Annotated in this window: 12 protein-coding genes; 6 read left to right on the forward strand and 6 right to left on the reverse strand. The window is 69.1% G+C overall.

Features of this window, described 5'->3' with window-relative positions; genetic code table 11:
* Positions 1-349: 349 nt before the first annotated feature.
* Together ATL45_RS27720 and ATL45_RS27725 are read left to right on the forward strand one after the other, a co-directional pair.
* On the forward strand, positions 350-1,498 hold the full coding sequence (locus ATL45_RS27720) for a carboxylate-amine ligase (RefSeq protein WP_093148922.1): 1,149 nt from the start codon (positions 350-352) through the stop codon (positions 1,496-1,498).
* Positions 1,499-1,745: 247 nt separating this feature from the next.
* Positions 1,746-2,459 (forward strand): GntR family transcriptional regulator, encoded by a 714-nt coding sequence (locus ATL45_RS27725; RefSeq protein ID WP_093148920.1) that lies wholly within the window; start codon positions 1,746-1,748, stop codon positions 2,457-2,459.
* Positions 2,460-2,475: 16 nt separating this feature from the next.
* Here ATL45_RS27725 and ATL45_RS27730 read toward each other — a convergent pair whose 3' ends face one another.
* The 4 genes from ATL45_RS27730 to ATL45_RS27745 all read right to left on the reverse strand — a co-directional run bounded on the left by ATL45_RS27730 (position 2,476) and on the right by ATL45_RS27745 (position 10,660).
* Positions 2,476-2,706, reverse strand: a complete 231-nt coding sequence (locus ATL45_RS27730) for a hypothetical protein (RefSeq protein WP_093148917.1) — start codon at positions 2,704-2,706, stop codon at positions 2,476-2,478.
* Positions 2,707-2,717: 11 nt separating this feature from the next.
* Positions 2,718-4,061 carry a TRAP transporter large permease subunit gene (locus tag ATL45_RS27735; RefSeq protein WP_093148912.1) on the reverse strand — a complete coding sequence of 448 codons (1,344 nt, stop codon included), beginning with the start codon at positions 4,059-4,061 and terminating at the stop codon, positions 2,718-2,720.
* Between the two features lie 77 nt (positions 4,062-4,138).
* Positions 4,139-7,027 (reverse strand): FAD-binding and (Fe-S)-binding domain-containing protein, encoded by a 2,889-nt coding sequence (locus ATL45_RS27740; RefSeq protein WP_093148907.1) that lies wholly within the window; start codon positions 7,025-7,027, stop codon positions 4,139-4,141.
* A gap of 417 nt (positions 7,028-7,444) precedes the next feature.
* On the reverse strand, positions 7,445-10,660 hold the full coding sequence (locus tag ATL45_RS27745; RefSeq protein WP_143121582.1) for an ATP-binding protein: 3,216 nt from the start codon (positions 10,658-10,660) through the stop codon (positions 7,445-7,447).
* A 288-nt stretch (positions 10,661-10,948) separates the two neighbouring features.
* Here ATL45_RS27745 and ATL45_RS27755 point away from each other — a divergent pair, with 288 nt between their 5' ends.
* Together ATL45_RS27755 and ATL45_RS27760 are read left to right on the forward strand one after the other, a co-directional pair.
* Positions 10,949-11,920 (forward strand): phosphotriesterase family protein, encoded by a 972-nt coding sequence (locus tag ATL45_RS27755; RefSeq protein WP_093148895.1) that lies wholly within the window; start codon positions 10,949-10,951, stop codon positions 11,918-11,920.
* A 208-nt stretch (positions 11,921-12,128) separates the two neighbouring features.
* Entirely contained in the window at positions 12,129-13,739 is a 1,611-nt protein-coding gene (locus tag ATL45_RS27760; RefSeq protein WP_093148889.1) for a GMC family oxidoreductase, read from the forward strand.
* Positions 13,740-13,794: 55 nt separating this feature from the next.
* On the opposite strand, the gene ATL45_RS27765 is transcribed toward ATL45_RS27760, so the two are convergent.
* On the reverse strand, positions 13,795-14,346 hold the full coding sequence (locus ATL45_RS27765; protein WP_211841304.1) for a helix-turn-helix domain-containing protein: 552 nt from the start codon (positions 14,344-14,346) through the stop codon (positions 13,795-13,797).
* Positions 14,347-14,377: 31 nt separating this feature from the next.
* On the opposite strand from ATL45_RS27765, the gene ATL45_RS27770 reads away from it, so the two are divergent.
* Positions 14,378-15,337 (forward strand): DMT family transporter, encoded by a 960-nt coding sequence (locus ATL45_RS27770; protein ID WP_093148882.1) that lies wholly within the window; start codon positions 14,378-14,380, stop codon positions 15,335-15,337.
* Between the two features lie 15 nt (positions 15,338-15,352).
* Here the strand turns inward: ATL45_RS27770 and ATL45_RS27775 are convergent, their stop codons facing one another.
* Positions 15,353-16,207 (reverse strand): SDR family oxidoreductase, encoded by an 855-nt coding sequence (locus tag ATL45_RS27775; RefSeq protein WP_093148878.1) that lies wholly within the window; start codon positions 16,205-16,207, stop codon positions 15,353-15,355.
* Between the two features lie 156 nt (positions 16,208-16,363).
* Between ATL45_RS27775 and ATL45_RS27780 the strand changes: the two genes are divergently transcribed.
* Positions 16,364-19,039, forward strand: coding sequence for an AAA family ATPase (locus ATL45_RS27780; RefSeq protein ID WP_093148875.1), 2,676 nt, complete (start codon positions 16,364-16,366; stop codon positions 19,037-19,039).
* Positions 19,040-19,426: the final 387 nt, after the last annotated feature.

Genomic DNA, 19,426 nt, shown 5'->3' on the forward strand with positions numbered 1-19,426 from the left:
GTACCCGCGACGATCTGACGCCAAACGACCTTGCTCCAGTCCAGTGATCCACCGGCCCCTTCATCGTCGGTCGTGCCGGGGAAAGGAGTGCCGGCGTTCGGGATTGTGGAAGTGCGTCAGATTTTCAACTGCAGCACAGAATTTCGTCCAGGCAGCGGTAGGTATGCCGGTAGCGGTGCTCCTGCTCGAACGGTGCCACCGTAGTTCCTTAGCCCGACCGGGTCGTTTCACCTGGCATGCCGCACGGGTGCTGAATTCCGTGGCAGCATGACTTCCCGTGGAGCGCGGGGGTGATGACACGGACGGGCTTCTCTCTTCCGCTCGCGGTCGGCGCAACGCGGCTGGGGCGATGCCGGATCTGCTTACGGTGGGAGTCGAAGAGGAGTACCTGCTGGTCGATCCGGTCACCCGGGAGGTGGTGCCGGAGGGGCAGGAAGTGGTGGCCCAGGCGTCGGCCGGCGGGCTCGGTGACCGGGTGACCACCGAACTGACCCGCTACCAGGTGGAGGCGCGGACCGAACCGCACGTCGTCATGGACGGGCTCGGTGAGCAGATCCGGTCGATGCGGGCCGCTGTCGCCGAGGCGGCTGAGCAGCGCGGTTCGCGGGCCATCTCCTGCGGCGCACCCGTTCTCGTCCGGCCGACGCCTCCGCCCATCTCCGAGGGACGGCGGTACGCGGAGAGCATCGAGGTCTTCCGCGCGCTGAACGACTCGCACATCGCGTGCGCCTGCCACATCCACGTCGGCGTGGCCGACCTGGGCCTGGCCCTCCAGGTCAGCAACCATATCCGCCCCTGGCTCCCGGCCCTCATCGCCCTCTCGGCCAATTCGCCGTACTGGGCGGGCAGGGACACCGGTTATGCGAGCTGGCGCGCGATCTCCCTGGCGTGCTGGCCGGTCGCCGGCCCGCCGCCGTACTTCGAGTCGCCCGCTCACTTCAACGAGCTCGTCGACGCGGTCATCGAGCCCGGTGGGGTCATGGACCGCGCCGGGCTGTACTGGGACATCAGGCCGTCCAGTCATGTGCCGACGCTGGAGATCCGGGTCGCCGACGCCGTCGCGACCGCGGAGGAGACCGTCCTGCTCTCCGCGATCGTCAGAGCTGCGGCGGCGACCGCGCTGAGCGCCGTCCACGTCGGGGAGCCGGCGCCGCGTCCGCAGCCGGAGATCCTGCGAGTGGCGTGCTGGCGCGCCGCACGCGACGGTTTGGCGGGGGAGAGCGTCGATCTGCCCACCACCCGCCTGGTTCCCGCGACGGCCCGGATCGATCAGCTCCTGACGTGGATCGAGCCCGCGCTGCGGCAGCACGGTGATCTGGAGCTCGTGCTCTCCGGTTGGTCGCGGCTGCGCGCCGAGGGAGGCGGCGCCGACCGCCAGCGCCTCGCCTACCGGCGCCGCGCCAGCTTCACCGACGTCGTCGACCACCTCATCGCTTCCACCACGACCGGAGACCGCGATGGCATGGCTCTGGCGCAGGTTGTCCGGCCCCAGGACTGATGCGCAGCGACGGGAATCGGTCGGTGTTCGGCTGATGCGGGTCTCAGCGGGACGGTGCGGACCGACCGGAGGTCCGAAGTGGAGTCCTGAGCATTCAAGTCCACTTCGGACTGAGCGGCTCGCCCCGGCGGGGCGGACTCCCGGGCGAGGCGTTGCGGAGATACGATGACCCGGTAGCCGCAGATGCAAGAGCCGCTGGCCCGTGATCGCTGCTCCGCATCCGGCGCCGAGGCCGGACGGGAAGATCATGAGCACGGGTAGAGAGCCGAGCCTCACCGAGGTCGTCATGGAGCACGTGCGCTCCGCCGTCATCGAAGGCACGATGCGCCCGCAGGAGTGGTACAGCGTCTACCAGCTCTCCGACGAGCTCGGCGTCTCGCGCTCGCCGGTCCGCGAAGGTCTCCTGCGGTTGGAGGAGGCCGGTCTCATCCGCTTCGTGCGCAACCGCGGCTTCCAGATCATCCCCACGACGCCCGAGGACGTCGCGGAGATCTTCTCCATCCGCCTCGCCCTCGAAGTCCCGGCGGCCCATCGCGCCGCCCTCTACGCCGATGAGTCGTTCACCGCCGAGGCGGAGGAACTGCGCAGGCAGATGTGCGAGGCCGCCGAGCAGGACGAGGAGACGCGATTCTTCGCCGTCGACCAGCAGCTGCACGGCATCGTGCTCATGGCGGGCGGCATGCGGCGCGGCCACCGGATCGTCGATCAGCTGCGGGTCTCGACCCGGTTGCTCGGCGCTTCGACGGCCGGCCGGAGCCGGGAGTACTCCGACATCATCGGCGAGCACGACCCGATCGTCGCCGCGATCCTCGCAGGCGATGGCCCCGGAGCTGCCCGGGCGATGCGGGAGCACCTCGAGGCCACCGCCGTGCTGCTGGTCGGTCAAGCGCTGCGCTACGCGGAGCGGTCCGAGGACCCCAGGGAACTCTGGACCCGGCTGCGAGCGGGTTTCGACTCCTGATCCGCGCGCCCGGCGCTCACGGCTGTTCGGTCGACTTCTCCTCCGGGAGGTACTGCAGCGCGAAGGCGGCCAGCGCGCAGACCGTCGCCGAGCTGAACGCCGACCAGTTGAGCGCCGCGGCGGCACCCTCGACGAGCCCGGGGCTGAGGACGACGACGCCGAGCAGCTGGCCGAACACGATGAGCGCGCCAAGTGCGAGGAAAGCGACGAGGGCGAGCCAGAAGACGAATTCGAGGGCCTTCTTCACAGCGGATCCTCTCAGCTCGGAATCGGCAGCCAGCCCATGGCGATGAGCCACGCGATGGCGATGATGGGAACGACGAACCAGATGATGAGCGGGACGAACGTCTTCTGGGGGCTGACCTCGGCCATGCCCGCGGACAGGTAGATGGGCGCGCCCACCGGTGGGGAGGCGCCCTCGGTCGAGGTGCACACCAGGATCGCGCAGATGGCCACGACCGCCGGGACGTCGACGGTACCCAGGGCGATGACCGCCGGAGCGGCGATGGCCGCTGCTGTCGCCGTCGAGGACAGCGGCGTGGCCACGAGGACCGCGGTGAGGCACACGACGAGGACGAGCAGCGGCTTGGGCAGCTGCAGCTGGGCCAGCGTCTCGGAGAGCTGCGGCCCGACGCCGAGCTCGCTCATGATGTTCGAGGCGGCCAGGGCGGCGAACAGGGAGATGCCCACCGTGGCGAACTGCGGTGCTTCCGCCCGGATCGCCCGGCGGAGGTGCCCCCAGTTGCCGCGCAGGCGCTTGCGGCCCTCGACGAGCGCGATCGCGGAGATGAGGATCGGCACCCAGACGATGATGGAGATCTCGCCCATGGCCGCTTCGCCGATCCGCGCTTCGGATTCCAGCCAGTTGAAGAGCGGGCCGAAGGTGAGCAGCACCGGGATGAGAATGCCGACGAAGATCGTCATCGACGTCCACCCGGTCGACAGCGCCTGGCCGAAGGTGGCGAGGTGGCGGGAGTCGGTGCGCCTGATGCCGTCGCGGCGGGTCCAGATGAAGACCACGAGCATGCGGTAGAGCACGCAGTAGGCACCGGCGGCGAACAGCGAGACGTAGACGTCACCGGCGCTGACGCCGACGGCGGCAGGCGTCGCCAGGATGATGAACATGGTCGAGTTCGGCGGCAGCGAGACCCCGAGGCCGGAGTTGCCCGCCACCAGGGTCGCGGCCCGCGCACCGGACCAGCCGTTCTCCTTCATCCACGGGATCGTCACCGAACCGACGGTGGCGGCGTTGCCCGCGGTCGATCCGGCGACGAGTCCGATGGCCGCGGACCCCGCCGTCGAGACGTAGGCCGCTCCGCCGCGCAGACGGCCGAAAACGGAGTTGAAGATCTCGATGAGCCGCTCGATGAGGCCCGTGGCCGAGACGATCACGCCCATGAAGACGAAGGCCATGCCGGCGAACGTCACGTCGTTGTCGAGCGCGCCCCAGACACCGGTCCACAGCAGCGACAGGGCGTCCTTGCCGCCGACGAGCGCGGTGGCCAGCAGGGCCACCAGCAGGGACTCGGAGATCGGTCTCTTCAACGGGACGTTCATCACGACGGTGACAGCGATGAAGACCAGCAGCGCGAGGATGCCCATCGTGTTTCACCTGTTTCTTCGGGTTGTCAGCCGCTCAGCGCTGAGCGGGGTGCCAGGGGATGTGGGTGCGGCCGTGCTCAAGAGCTCTTGTCGAGCGCTCGACGAAGCAGTTGGGCGAGGTGGAGCCCCTGCTTCCGGCCTTGGTCGCTCGGCCCGGCCTCGGCCAGGCCCTCGCGGATCTGCGTGCGGCAGGAGTAGCCGTCGGCGAGCACGACGGCCTCCGCGTCGAGTTCGCGGATGCGCGGGAGCAGTTCCCGCTCCGCGAGACGGCGGGAGAGATCGGCGTGACCGGGCTCGAACCCCCAGTTGCCCGCCAGACCGCAACAACCGGTCTCGATCTGGGACTCCTCGACGCCCAGCCGGGCCAGCGCCGCCCCGGTGCCTCCGTGGCCGCGACGGGAGCGCTCGTGGCAGTGGACCTGGGAGAGCGCCGGGACCGGCAGCTCCCCGAAGGGCCAGTCCGTGTCGTCGACGTGCCGGGCGACGACGTCGCCGAGCGTGACGACTTGTTCGGCCAGCCGGCGCGAACGCGGGTCAGCGGCGAGGAGCTCGGGAGCCTCCTCGGTGAGCATCGACGCGCACGACGGTTCCAGGACGACGACGGGAGTGCGGCCGTCGATCCAGTCGTCGAGCGAGTTCAGGGTGCGGGCGAGCACCTGCTGCGTCCTCCCGAGCTGGCCGGTCGAGTGCCACGTCAGCCCGCAGCAGACGAACCCGCGAGGAACGATCACGTCGTAACCGAGTGCGGTGAGCACGACGTGCGCGTCGGCGGCCACGTCCGCGTCCAGGTGGTTGGTGAAGCTGTCCGGCCAGAGCACCACCTTCCCGCGGGTGGCGCGCTCGGTGCGGAAGCGCCGCGACTTCGACAGGGACTGGAAGCTGCGCGGGGAGAAGCGGATCATCGAACGGCCGGTGTCGACGCCGCCGAGCCGCATGACGGCCTTCTGCACGGGACGGATCGACAGCAGCGCGTTGACCGCTCGTGCGGCGCCGGGGACGAGGTGCAGGATTCTGCTGGTGAGGGGCAGCCAGCCCATCGAGTAGTGGGCCATGGGCCGGCGCCGGCCCGCGTAGTGCCGGTGGAGGAACTCCGACTTGTACGTGGCCATGTCGACGTTGACGGGGCATTCGGAGGCGCACGCCCGGCAGGAGAGGCACAGATCGAGGGCGTCCTTGACGTCCTCGGAACTGGTGCCCTCCGGGTAGAGGTCGCCGCGGAACATCTCGGAGAGGATGCGGGCCCGGCCGCGAGTGCTGTGCACCTCGTCGCGGGTGATCTGGAAGGACGGGCACATCGCGCCTTCGTCCGAGCGGCAGGCGCCGACGCCCACGCAGCGGTTCACGGCGTTGACGAGTGAGCCCCGGTCGTGGCTGAGGGCGTGCACGGGGATGAACTCCCTGCTGCGCTGTCCCGGTGCCGGGCGGATCCCGGCGTCGAGGGCATCGGGATCGACGAGCACACCGGGGTTGAGGACGCAGTCCGGATCGAAGGCAGCCTTGAACGCGGCGAAGGCCGCGAGCGCCTGCGGCGGGTACATCTGCGGCAGCAGGGCGGAGCGAGCCCGACCGTCGCCGTGCTCGCCGGAGAGCGAACCTCCGTGGGCAGCGACGGTGGCGGCGGCATCGGACATGAAGGCCCGGAAGACGCCGATGCCGTTCTCGGTGCCGAGGTCGAAGGAGATGCGGATGTGGACGCAGCCCTCGCCGAAGTGCCCGAACGGGATGCCCCGCAGGCCGTGCCGGTCCAGCAGGGAGTAGAGGTCGCGGAGGTAGTCGGCGAGCTGCTCGGGCGGCACGGCGGAGTCCTCCCAGTTCGGCCAGGCCTCGCCGCCGTCGGGCAGGCGGGTGACGAGACCCGCCGCGGACTCCCGGATCCGCCAGAGCTTGCGCATCTCGGCCGGATCGGCGACGACGACGGCGTCCACGGTGCGGTGCTGGGAGTGGGAATCGAACTCGGCCACGAGTTCCTCGGCGCGCCGCCGGGCGTCTTCGGCCGTCTCGCCGGTGGTCTCGCAGTAGAGCCAGCCACCGGCCGGTCGCGGATCACCGACACCGCCCGGGAGGATGTCCCCGGCATCGCGCCCCTGGCTGATCCGCAGCACGTCGAGGAGATCTCCGCCCATGCCCTCGGAGGTCACCACACCGTTCCGCCGGGTCAGCGGCGCGGCTACGGCAGCGTCGAAGACGGTGGGGAAGGCCAGGACGGCCAGCGCGGTGGCCTCGGGCACCGGAACGAGCTGGACGACGGCCTCGACGATGATGCCCAGGGTTCCTTCGGAACCGGCGAAGGCCTTGGCCGTGTCGAAGCCGTTCTCCGGGAGCAGGTGGTGCAGCCCGTACCCGGAGACCTGCCGGGGGAATCGACCCAGGGTGGTGCGCAGCAGCGCGAGGTTCTCCTCCCGCAAGCGCAGGAGAGCCCGGTCGAGTTCGGGATCGCTCGTCCCGCCCCGCTTCAACGTGACCAGCTCGCCGTCGGCGCGCATGACGGTGAGCTCGACGACGTTGTCCGCGGCGGTTCCCCAGGCCAGGGAATGGGATCCGCACGCGTTGTTGGCGATCATGCCGCCGACGGTGCACCGGCTGTGGGTCGACGGGTCCGGCCCGTAGGTGAGCCCGTAGGGCGCCGCCGCCTCGCGCAGTGCGTCGCAGACGACGCCGGGTTCGATCCGGGCGGTGCGCGCCTCGGGATCGATTTCGAGGACGCGGTTGAAGTGCCGGGAGGTGTCGATGATCAAGCCCTCGCCGATCCCGTTGCCCGCCACCGAGGTGCCGCCGCCCCGGACGGTGACCGGCCAGCCCTCATCCCGGGCGAGGAGCACCCCGGCCCGGATCTCCGCTCGGCTCCGCGGTTCGAGGACAGCCCGGGGAACGCGGCGGAAGATCGAGGCATCGGAGACGTAGGCGCCCAGCGCGGCGCGATCGGTGCGCAAGCGCGCGCGGATGTCCTCGGTGGACGCTGTCGTCACCGTGCTGCTCTCCCTTCGGGTGGTCGGCGGCGACGACCACCCGCGGCAGGAGGACCTGCGCGAGTGGCGCCCGAATCGTGGGGCAAGTCACCGGCGGCAGGACAGTAACATGTTACTGGCGGAGCTTGGCAACCGTCGGTTCCGCGAACCCTGCCCGCCGATCCGGACCGTGCCGACCTGCGCACGGGGCGTTGACCCGCGCCTGCGGTCCCCGCCGCGGTGGCAGGTTCAGCATGCGAGGAGCCCGTTGATCGGCACGTGCGATCAACGGGCTCCTCGCGTCGCTGTGCGGCAGCTCAGCGGATCGTCCACAGTGACTGGTCGCAACTGCGTCAGCGGCATTGTGGTCGACGCGCGGTCCCGCCTGTGTGATTGTGCGCGGCGATAAAGCCGGCCACCGGACAAACTCCCCGAAAGCTACCGGCCAGTGCTGAGCCTGTCGATTTCTGCGGTGATCGCTGGATAGGTTTCCGGGCATGTGGCGATGAGTTCATCGATGACGTAGCACCAGTCAGTGCGAGTGAGTCGTCGCGCCAGGCTGGTTTCCTTCCTCCGGTCTCCGGCCTCGCTTCTCGGTGCTGGGATCAGGCTCGAGATGAAGTCGGATTTCGGGAGAAACAGGTTTGTCGGATCGAGTTCTTGCGCAGCAGCCAGTTCAGCGACCTCGGTGAGCGTACGCACCGGCGATGTGCACAGCTTGTACGCGTCGCGTGCGCGCATCGTACTGAGTTTCTCGTCGGTGGATTCGGAAAGCGTTTGCGCGAGCGGACGCAAGGTTTCCAGCAGCGCGATGGTACGGGTGCGCAGGTGCAGCCGTGCCGAGGTCTCGATGACGGCCAGCAATGTTCGCATCCTCGATGCTGGATCGTTGATCCCGAGGGCGGCCTGCTCCGCATCGTCGAGGAGTCGCGCTTCGCCCGTCCGCTGGACGATCAGGAGCAAGCAGCGGGCGCGGTGGACGAGGTCCGGAGCGGCTAACGCGACGTTCTCGGCGTGAGCGCTCTGATCGTGTGCGATGAGAGAGCTGACCAGCTCGAGGCGTGCTCGTCGTTGGTGCGCAACGTCGTGCACAGCGGCCAATGCTGCTTCAGCTCGCTCAAGCTCTCCGACTGCCAGCGCTGCTTCGGAGATCAGGGCCCAGGCAGCGGAAGAGGCTGTCTCATCCTGGAATGAAGCGGCAAACCGTTCAGCCCGCTCGAAGTCCTCGGCATCGGCCATCGCCCGGATCCACAGCAGGGAGCGGAGCTCATCATCAGGGCTGGTAGTTGCCCGAGCGACATCTTCGGCGAGTGCGAGCATTTCGGCGCCCTGAGTGAGAGCATCGGCTCGTAACGCACAGGCTGCGATGTCCAGGACCGACTCCGCGTCCCTCCCGTGCTGAGCGTAGGAGCGGGTGAGGGAGAGGGCGTGTTCGAGGTCGCCAGTGGCTGCGGCAGCCCTGGCGATCGCGATCTGACCTTCGAGCCGCTGGCTCGGCGAACATCGCGACAGCAGTTCCTCTGCTTCGGAGATCAAGGTAGACCCGCGCTCGATGTCGGAGCAGTTTTCGGCAATGTCCGCCAACCTCGCACTCAACAGTGCGGGTTCAGCGACAGCACGCGCGATTGTTTCAGCTCGCTCACAGTCACGTCGAGCGATGATGGCCAGCACGTTTCGCAGCCACTGTTCGCTGCGCTCTGGTTCCTCGACGGATGACACGGCCCGCAGCGCGGTATCGTCATCACCTAGACGAGCGGCGTCACTGGCCACCGAACCTGCGGCCACACTCGCCAGGCCACCCTGGCGCAGCAATTGCTCAGCCTCTTGAATCGCCTCGAACGCGCGCTCGGTCCTGCCGAGCTTCATTGCTGCCACTGCAACGGTGCTCAGCGCTCGAGAGCGCCAACCACTAGTCGGCCGCTCGAGTGTGTTCTCGGCCTTGTCCAGCAACCCCGCAGCCCGGTCATGATAGCCGGCATCGGCAGCTCGTGACGCCAATCCGGCCAGCGCCTCGGCGCGTTCGTCCTGATCGGAGATCCAGGGCACAAGCTCTTCGGCGTGCTCGTACCGACCCACGTATGCCAGTTGACTGGCGACGGATCGCAGTGGGCGAGCGCCCCAGAACTGATCGGCGGCCTTCGCCTCGTTCGCGGCTTGTTCGAGCAGCTTCAGCGCAGCCCGCGAGTTTCCATCGTTATGGCACACCCGCGCCACTGCCAGCGTCGCATCGATACGGTCGATCCAGTCTGTGATCGCGTCAAGCATGGCCAGGGCGCGGTTGAGCTGTCCGAGCCGTGCCCAGCCAGCAGGCAACATCGGTGGAATACGGCTGATCTCCCGTTGCAGGTGCACCCGGTGGACCGCCAGCCGTGCCAGCGCGACGAGATCGGGTTTCTCTTGGGCGAGCAGCAACTCCTGCGCAGTGCGTATCTCGCGCAGCGCATCGGCATCCCCACCTGTGCGGGACCGCAGCACCCGATGCCGTGCCGGGTCGGTCGCACAGTCGACCACGAGGTCAAGCTCGCTGGAATCCACCAGCATCAGGAAATAGCCCTGCAACAGCCAGTCCGGGCTGTCCAGCGGCCAACCTCTTGCGGCATGGGTTAGTGCCCATGCGTGCAGGCGGTTCCGGTAATCGGCGAGCACCGGTCCCAGCATCGACCTCGCGAGCGTCTGGAGCTCCTTGTGGGCCAACGCATGAACCTCTTGTACCTGATCAGAACGTGATCCGGTGGACGGGCTGAAGCTGCGTCCGGATGCTGTGTGCAAGCAGTCCTGTACCTGCCAGGGTGCCGCCCCCAACAGATCCACGAGATCCGCCGTCGAGAGACCGCCGCCTGCGGCAGTCAGCAGACCGAGCAGATCCCGTTCGAGCGCACTGCCGCTGAACAGCCGTTTCAGATCTCGTTCCATGTCGCCGCGTACCGCCTCTGCAGCAGGAGAAGGTGCCAATGCGCGCACAACGCTTCGGGTGCGCAACGGATGTCGGTCCGGAACGTCGCGGGGGATGGGTGGGTTGGACCGGCCGGATACGATCACTCTCATGGAATCCGGAATCGGATCCGGCAGAACAGCGGCAATGCTGTGCGCATCTGGACTTCCGTCCCAGCCACGGTCTTCATCAAGACCATCGACGATGAGGACCAGCTTCTGCCCGTGCTTGCCGCAGTGGCGTGCGGCCTGGCCCCACAAGCTCAGCAGGTGACTCTCCCGCGTCTCCGGAGTCAAGTGCGGTTGCGCTGGTTGCCCGAGCAGCTCCCACAGCTGTTCGACCACGATGTCCACGAACACTTGCCGTTCGCTGTGCTTCGCCCATCCGGCGGTGATGAAGAACGACACGACATGTACGCCCGGTGGAGGATTCAGCGCAAACGTGGCCAACAGCGCAGTTTTGCCCGACCAGGCTTCGGCACGCCACCAGGAGTACTGCCCGACGGACTCCGGTGCGAGACAGAACTCGGTCAGTTCTGCGAGCTCTTGCTCCCGGCCGACGAGCTTCTTCGGTACGTACTTCCTGACGACCTCGCGGTAGTGGCTGCGCACCGAGGCAGGGTCGCTCAGGTGCACACTCCCGTGCAGCGTGCCAACTTGTAACAGACTGCCGTGAACGGTTCCTGACGCCCAGTTCGACACCACCTCGTCATCATCTCGCATTGACTCCTGTGTATGTGGAGATTCTGCGAAATTGGGCGTATGTGAGAACCTGATTTGAGTATCCGCAGGAGCGAAGAGAATCCAGCGGTTGGCGAGCGGCGTTCGGTGCGGTACACGGGGTGCTTGCCTGACCTGCATCGAGGACCACTGGTCGGACAGCAGTCCGAAGGTCCGCCGCACGCCTCGACGAATCTTGACTTCGTTCCAACGTCGAAACACACTACCGATCTGCTCCAGCCGTGTGACTGAGGTAACAAGGCCTGCTCTCGTGTTCAGGAGGTATCCGCGATGGCGGAAGTCCGCACCGTCCGTGGCCCGGTTCCGGTCGACCGGCTCGGGGCCACGCTCATGCATGAGCACGTGTTCGTCCTCGGCGCGGAGATGCAGCAGAACTACCCCGACTACCCGAATCGCTGGGACGAGGGCGCGAGGGTCGCGGACGCGGTCGAGAAGCTGCGGCAGTGCAAGGCTCGCGGGGTGGACACCATCGTCGATCCGACCGTGATCGGCCTCGGCCGCTACATCCCGCGCATCCAGCGCATCAACGAGCAGGTCGACATCAACATCGTGGTGGCGACCGGTGTCTACACCTACGACGAGGTTCCGATCCAGTTCCACCACACCGGGCCGGGTTTGCTGTTCGACGGCCCCGAACCGATGGTCGAGCTGTTCGTCAAGGACATCCGAGAGGGGATCGCCGACACCGGGGTCAAAGCGGCGTTCCTCAAGTGCGCCATCGATGAGCGGGGCCTGACCCCGGGTGTGGAGCGCGTGATGCGCGCGGTGGCGCAAGCCCATGTCGAAACCGGTGCGCCGATCACGGTGCACACCAGCGTGCACAACCGGTCCGGGCTGATCGCGCAGAGGGTGCTCGCCGAGGAGGGCGCCGACCTGACCAAGGTCGTCATCGGCCACTCGGGTGACAGCACCGACTTGGACTACCTGCGCGAACTCGCCGACGCCGGCTCCTACCTCGGGATGGACCGGTTCGGGCTCGATGTCCTGCTGCCGCTCGAGGCCCGGGTCGGGACCGTGGCCGAACTCGCGCAGCGGGGTTACGCGGACAGGATGGTCCTCTCGCACGATGCCTCGTGCTTCATCGACTGGTTCCCCGAAGAGGCCAAGGTCGCGGCCGTCCCGAACTGGATCTACACCCACATCAGCGATGACGTCCTGCCCGCCTTGCGGGAGCGCGGAGTCACCGAGGAGCAGATCACCACGATGCTCGAGGAGAATCCCCGCCGCTACTTCTCCGCGTGACGCCAACTCCGGCGCCCAGCTGGACACCGTCGGGCCCGCTCTCGCGGAGAACCTGTTCTGAGAGAGATGATCGGAGTCGGGTGGTTACCGGGGTTGTCAGGCGTAGTTGCTGCGTTGCGCGTATGGACAAGTGAATAGAACGTGTTCTAGCCTGACCCGACGCTCGAACTGCTCCGAACAAGTTCTGCTCGCGGTGAAAGGCATCGGGATGGCTGAGGCTGATTACGTCGTTGTGGGCGCGGGCAGCGCCGGGTGCGCGGTGGCGCGACGGCTCGCCGAACGGGGATCCAGCGTCGTCCTGGTCGAAGCCGGGGCGCGCGACGACCGGGGGCCGTTGAAGAGCCTGCTGAGCATCCCGGGCGCCATCGCGGTGGTGCACTCCACGCCGCAGCTCAAGAAGTTCTTCGACTGGGGCTACAAGTCGGTTCCGCAGGAGCACGCGGCCAACCGCAAGATCCCCCAGACCCGCGGCAAGGTGCTGGGCGGGTCGAGCTCGGTCAACGGCATGCTCTTCGTCCGGGGCAACCGGGAGAACTATGACGACTGGGCCGACGACGGCTGCAAGGGCTGGTCCTACGACGACGTCCTGCCCGCGTTCAAGCGCCTGGAGCACTGGGAGGGCGGTGCGAACGACTTCCGGGGAACGGGCGGCCCGATCCGCGTCCGCAAGCAGGGCGGGCTCACCGAGGCCGCGCAGGGCTTCATGGACGCGGCGACGAGCCGCCTCGGCGTGCCGGTGCTCGACGACTACAACGCGGAAGGCCAGGAGGGCATCGCGGCCATCCAGCTCAGCGCCGATCCCGGTGTGCGGTACTCCTCGTCGAAGGGTTACCTGCACAGCCGTCCGGTGGACTCGCTCACCGTCCTCACCGACGCCACCGTTTCCAAGGTGGTGCTCAGCGGCTCGCGCGCCACCGGGGTGGAGGTCATCGGCAAGGACGGGAGCCGACGCGTCATCCGGGCGGGGCGCGAGGTCATCCTGTCCGCCGGGGCGTTCGGTTCCCCGCAGCTGCTCATGCTCTCCGGCATCGGCCCGGCGGAACACCTGCGCGAGCACGGCATCGAGGTGCGGGCCGACCTGCCGGTCGGGGACAACCTGCACGACCACCTCTTCGTGCCGGTGTCGTTCCGGATGGACTCGGCCCTGCGCAGGCCGACGCCGACCTACTTCGCGCGCGGCCTGGCGAGGGAGTGGTTCCGGCCGGGCTCGGGATGGGCGGGCGGTTCCCAGTTCGAGGCGACCGGCTTCGTGCGCACGTCGCACGCCGGCTCGATCCCGAACCTCCAGCTGCTGAGCCTGTACTGGGTCTACCCGATCCCGAACCAGGACTCCGACAAGGCGGTGCGACCGCCGTCGACCAAGCCCGGGCAGAGCGTCTTCCCGACGCTGATCTACCCCGAGAGCCGCGGCACCGTCCGCCTGGCCAGCGCGGACCCGCTGGCCGCGCCGCTGATCGACCCCGCGTACCTGAAGGCGGGCAAGGACGCCGACGTGCTCCTCGAAGGCGTCAAGATGGTGCGCGAGGTGATGGACGGCGTCGGCGACAACGAGGGCGAGATCGGGCCGGGGCAGCAGTACTCGGACGAGAAGGAACTGCGCCGGATCCTCCCGGACTTCGTGCACAGCGTCTACCACCCGGTGGGAACCTGCCGGATGGGCGCGGACGAACGAGCGGTGGTCGGGCCGGACCTCAAGGTCCTCGGCATCGACGGTCTGCGGGTCGCGGACGCCTCGGTGATGCCCTCCATCATCGGCGGCAACACCAACGCCCCCTCGATCATGATCGGCGAACGCTGCGCGGACCTGATCCAGAGCTGAACCCCGGACCCTGCGGAAGTCCACTGAGGACGGTCCGATCGTTCGGGGCGCGCGGTCAGGAGATGACGTTGCGGATGAACGTGGTGGTGATCTCCGCGCTGTTGACGTAGGCGTAGTGCTGTGCGCTGGAGTAGATGGCGTAGTCGCCTTCGGCGACGTGGGCCGGGCCTTCGTCGCGTTCGATCAGCAGGTGGCCGCGCGTCACGTAGACCATCTCGTGCCACCCGTCGGGATCGGGCTCGCCGTCGTAGCGGTCGCCGGGAGCGAGGCTCCAGGTCCACAGCTGAGCCTCGTTGCGCGCCGGGGCGCTGCCGAGCAGGACCGCCCGGCTCTCCGGGTGGCCGCCGCGCCAGGTGGTCGCGTCGATCCGGTTGCTCGGTGCGGTCGGCGGGGCCACCAGGTCGACGAACGTCGCACCCAGGGCGTCGGCGAGCTTGTCCAGGCCGGACAGGCTGATGTTGGACTCGCCCGCTTCCAGGTTGATGATCGTCCGCCGGCTCACGCCCGCAGCGGCGGCGAGCGCGGCCTGGCTCTGGCCCGCCGAGCGGCGCAGGCGGCGCAGGTTCTCCCCGACGTGCACCAGGACGTCCGGGCGCGACTCTTGCATGTGCAGCATTTTACACATAGCGTTGTGCAATATGTTGCACATTCGTTCGCGGTTCTCGGTGCTGAGCAAGCACGAGTCGGCGCTGGTCGGCATCACCGCGATCTGGGGAGCGACCTTCCTGATCATCCACACCGCGATGAACCACAGCGGGCCGCTGTTCTTCGTCGGAGTGCGCTTCCTGACCGCCGCGTTGATCGGGCTCGTGGTGTTCCGGCGGGCCCTGGCCGGGCTGACCTGGCGCGATCTGGGTGCGGGCAGCGCGATCGGAGTGACGATCTTCCTCGGGTACGGCTTGCAGACCTGGGGGCTGCAGACGGTCAGCAGCAGCACCTCGGCGTTCATCACCGCGCTGTACGTGCCGATGGTGCCGCTGCTGCAGTGGATCGTGTTCCGCAGGGCACCGCGGCCGATGACGTGGGCCGGTGTCGGGCTGGCCTTCACCGGCCTGGTGCTGCTGGCCGGGCCGGGCGCGGCCGGGATCTCCTTGAGCACCGGTGAGATCGCCACGCTCATCAGCGCCGTCGCCATCGCCGCGGAGATCATCCTGATCGGGCTGTTCGCCGGGAAGGCCGACCTCGGCAGGGTCACCGTCGTGCAGCTGTTCGTCGGCGGCGGGCTGTCCCTGCTGATGATGCCGGTCGTCGGCGAGCCGGTCCCGGCGTTCTCCTGGGTCTGGCTCATCGCGGCGGTCGGTCTCGGCGCCGCGAGCTACCTGATCCAGCTCACCATGAACTGGGCGCAGCGCGCCGTCTCCCCGACGCGGGCGACCATCATCTACGCCGGTGAGCCGGTGTGGGGCGGTGTCATCGGGCGGCTCGCCGGTGACCGCCTGCCCGGCCTCGCGCTCCTCGGCGCGGTCTTGATCGTCCTCGGAGTGCTCGTCAGCGAGCTGAAACCCCGGAGCCGCAGGAAGTCCCCGGAGCGCGCGGAAGCGCTCGGCGACGCCGAGCTCCTCCACGGCGGGGAGGAGGCCGGCGCCGCCTCGCGTTGATCCGTCCGCGCGTGTTCAGGCCGGGATGAACGCGGCGGCGTAGTCGCGGGCGAAGTCGGTGATGTCGCGGGCGGGATGCCCGGTGAGGTCCGCGACGGAGGTGTTCACGTCGGCTGCTTCGCCTCGGGCGTAGTGGGCGTAGTCCTCGACGAGACCGTCGAGCTGCCACGGCGGGAGGATGCCGGTCAGTGCCGCGGTGAACTGGTCGGCAGGTGCGTCGCGGAAGGTGATGGTCCGCCCGGTGGCGGTCGAGAGCGCGTCGGCGATCTGGGCGTGGGTGACGGCGCGGGGGCCGGTCAACGTGTAGGTGCGGCCGGTGTGCCCCGCGGTAGTCAGCACGGCTGCGGCGCTCTCGGCGATGTCCCTGGTGTCGATCGCGCTGATGGCGGCGTCACCGATGGGCGCGGCGAACCAGCCTTGCGCGATGGTGCCCGCGAATCCGAGCAGCGCCTGCAGGTAGAGGTTGGGCCGCAGCACGGTGTGGTCGAGCCCGAGTTCCCGCACGTGCGCTTCGACTTCGGCGTGCCAGCGCAGGAATCGCACTGGCGAGTCGGTGCGCGCCGCGTACTGGGACAGGAGCACGAGCCGGTGCACGCCTGCCTCCCGGGCGAGGTCGGCGAACTGGATCTGGAGCGCGGCTGCGTCGGGAGCCGAGGGGCTGTTGAGGAAGGCCGCGTCGACGCCGTTCAGGGCTGCGGTGACCGAAGCCGGATCCTGCAGGTCGGCGACGACGTTCTCGACTCCGGCGATCTCGCGTTCGGGGTCGCGGATCATCGCGCGGACGGTGGCGCCGCGGGCTCGCAGGGCGGGGATCAGCGCGGATCCGACGGTTCCGGTCGCGCCGGTCACGAGCACGGTGGGGGCGTTCATGGGTGAACCTTCCTGCTGCGGAGATCAGGGCGCGCGGGCCGCGCGTCGTCATGCCTGGATGATCGCGTCGGCGCGGGCCCGCTCGCGTCGGTGACCATCACCTACTTCCGCTGGCCCGCAGCGCGATAGGTGTGTCGCGGGTGACAGCATCTCCCCATGGTTCGGACCACGCCTCGGCTCCTCGGCCGGGACGACGAGATCGATCGGCTCCTCGCTCTCGTCGGCGGGGCGGAGCGAGGCGAGGGCGGCGCGCTCGTCCTCCGCGGCGAGGCGGGCATCGGCAAGAGCGCGCTGCTGGAGCAGCTCGTGCGCGCGGTGCCGGCGGGCTTCCAGATCATCCGCGCGTCCGGGTCGGAGTTCGAGGGCGAGATGCCGTTCGCGGCACTGCACCAGCTGTGCGTTTCGGTGCTGGCCCACCTCGACTCGCTGGAAGCTCCCTACCGCGACTCCCTCCTGGTCGCGTTCGGGTTGGCCGACGGGGCGCCGGACCCGTTCCGCGTCGGCCTCGCCGCTCTCGAACTGCTGGCGTCGGCCGCGGCGGAGCGGCCGGTGCTGTGCGTCATCGATGACGCGCACTGGATGGACGCCGCTTCGGCGAGGGCCTTCGCGTTCCTGGCGAGGCGCATCGCGGCGGAGCCGATCGCGATGGTCTTCGCGGCCCGCGACGAGGACGCCATCCGCGGCCTGGACGAGCTGCCGGGCCTGACGATCGGTGGCCTGAGCGACGCCCACGCGCGGGAGCTGCTGGCCGCGGCGAAGACCGCGACACTCGACGAGCGGGTGCGTGATCGCCTCCTCGCCGAGGCGCGCGGCAACCCGCTGGCCCTCATCGAGCTGCCGAAAGCAGGTGGTTTCGTGCTGGCGACGCCGTCGCCGGTCGCGAGCCGCATCGAGCGGAGCTTCCGGGCCAGGATGGCGGAATTACCCCGGGACGCGCGGATTCTGCTGGTCCTCGCCAGCGCCGATCCCACCGGTGACCCGAGCCTGCTGTGGTCAGCCGCGCGGCGGTTGGACATCGACGTGCCCGCCGCGAGCGCCGCCGCGGAGGGCTCCGGGCTGATGCTCTTCGGCACGCGTGCGCGCTTCTGCCACCCGTTGGCCCGCTCGGCCGCATACCGCGCGGCAGCGCCGGAGCAGCGCCGCGCGGCGCACCAGGCGCTGGCCGACGCCACCGACCCGGACGCCGCTCCGGACCGGCGAGCCTGGCACCGCGCTCAGGCGACCACCGGGCCGGACGAGCGAGTCGCGGCGGAGCTGGAGTCATCAGCGTCGCGCGCCCAGGCGCGCGGGGGAGTGGCGGCCGCCGCCGCGTTCCTCGAACGTGCCGCGGCGCTGTCGCTCGAACCCGGCAAGCAGACCGTACGCACGCTCGCGGCCGCGCGGGCGACGCTCGACGCGGGCCGTGCGAACGCTGCTGCGGACCTGCTGGCCAGCATCGACACCGCGACGCTGGACGATCTCCAGCACGCATCCGTCGAGGTGCTGCGCGGACGAATCGCGTTCGTCCGAGGCGCGGACGGCGCCGTCGAGGGAGCGGAGCTCATCCTGCGGGCCGCACAACGGCTCTCGCCCGGCGATCCGGAACGGTCGCGCGAGTGCTTGGTGGCAGCGCTGGAGATGGGGCTCGTCGTCGGCAGAGCGGCGGGCGTGATGGACCGGGTGCTCGACGCGGCGCGCTCGGCACCGGCGGCATCGCGGCAGCCGGATCTCCTCGACGCGCTGGTGCTGTTGCGCACCGAGGGGCACCGCGCCGGAGTTCCCGCGCTGCGGCAGGTCCTGACCGGCGACGATGCCGGCTGGGCCCGGGTTCCTGCGCTGGCCACGGTGCTCGCGGGCGAACTGTGGGACATCGAGCTGCACACGGCGGTCACCGAGTGGCTGGTGCGGACCGGGCGGGCCACCGGCTCGCCGATGACCATCCGGCTCGGCCTGTCGCAGGCGGCGTTGTCCGCGGTGTTCGCCGGCGACTTCGGGCGGGCGATGGCCGCGATCGCCGAGGAGGAAGCCGTCGCCGACGCCCTCGGCGACGTGCCGCAGCTGTACCCGAGGGTGCACCTGGCGGCGATGCGCGGCCGTCGCCAGGAGGTTCTCGACCTGGTCGCCGAGGTGATGAGCCGGGGCACCGGCCAGCTGACGGCGAACGCGCACTGGGCGACGGCCGTGCTGCACAACGGCCTCGCCGACTACCCGGCCGCGCTGGAAGCGGCCAGGCGAGCGGTGGCCGATGACGACCTCTTCCTCACCGGCATCGCGCTGCCCGAACTGGTGGAGGCCGCGGTCCGCTGCGGTGACCATTCCGCCGCGCGGTTGGCCCTGGATTCCCTTGTCGAGCGCGCGGAATCCGCGGGAACCAGCTTCGGCCTCGGCGTAGCGGCAGGCGCGCGAGCACTGGTCAACGACGCGGAAGACGACCACCTGGAGGCGCTCCAGCACCTGGCGGACAGCCCAGTGGCGCTGCACCTCGCGCGGGCGCACCTGCGCTACGGGGAGTGGCTGCGCCGCGCGAACCGCCGCCGTGACGCGCGGAAACACCTGCGCACCGCGCACGAGAAGCTGTCGGCGATGGGGATGGAAGCGTTCGCCCAGCGCGCCGCGGGCGAGCTGCGCGCGACCGGCGAAGTGGCCCGCAGCCGCTCCGAGCACACCTACGACCGGCTGACCGCCCAGGAGATGCACATCGCGCGCCAGGTGGCGGCGGGCGCGACGTCGAAGGAAGTGGCCACCCACCTGTTCATCAGCCCGCGCACGGTGGACGCCCACCTGCGCAACATCTTCCGGAAACTCGGCATCACGTCCCGCAGACAGCTCCGGAATATTCCAGAAATCGGATGACGTCGTGCGCCGGTAGAAATCGGTGCGCCGTCGTGCCGAAGGCCGACGGCGTGGCCTGGGAAAACCCGCTTCCGGTCGGTTTTCAACCCATCCACGCTACCGCTCGGAGCTCCCGGGAACATCCGGAATGACAACCCATTTTCGGAAATATTCGGTAAACCGCTGAGGAGTAGCTGAGAACTGCTCGGGGCCAGCGGAAAATCCGCCACCCGCGTTCACCCGTTCGTGTAGCCTCGCCGCATGCGCACGTTGATTGGAACGTGCGCGACGAAGAACTTATGGGGATTCAATGACTGGGACAATGGCCGAACAGAGTCGGTCCATAGAACTGAACGGCTCGACCGGGAACGGACAGCGGTCGACGCCGGTCCGCGTCTCACCCAGCGA

It is taken from the genome of Saccharopolyspora antimicrobica, from assembly GCF_003635025.1.
GTDB classification, from domain to species: Bacteria; Actinomycetota; Actinomycetes; order Mycobacteriales; family Pseudonocardiaceae; genus Saccharopolyspora; species Saccharopolyspora antimicrobica.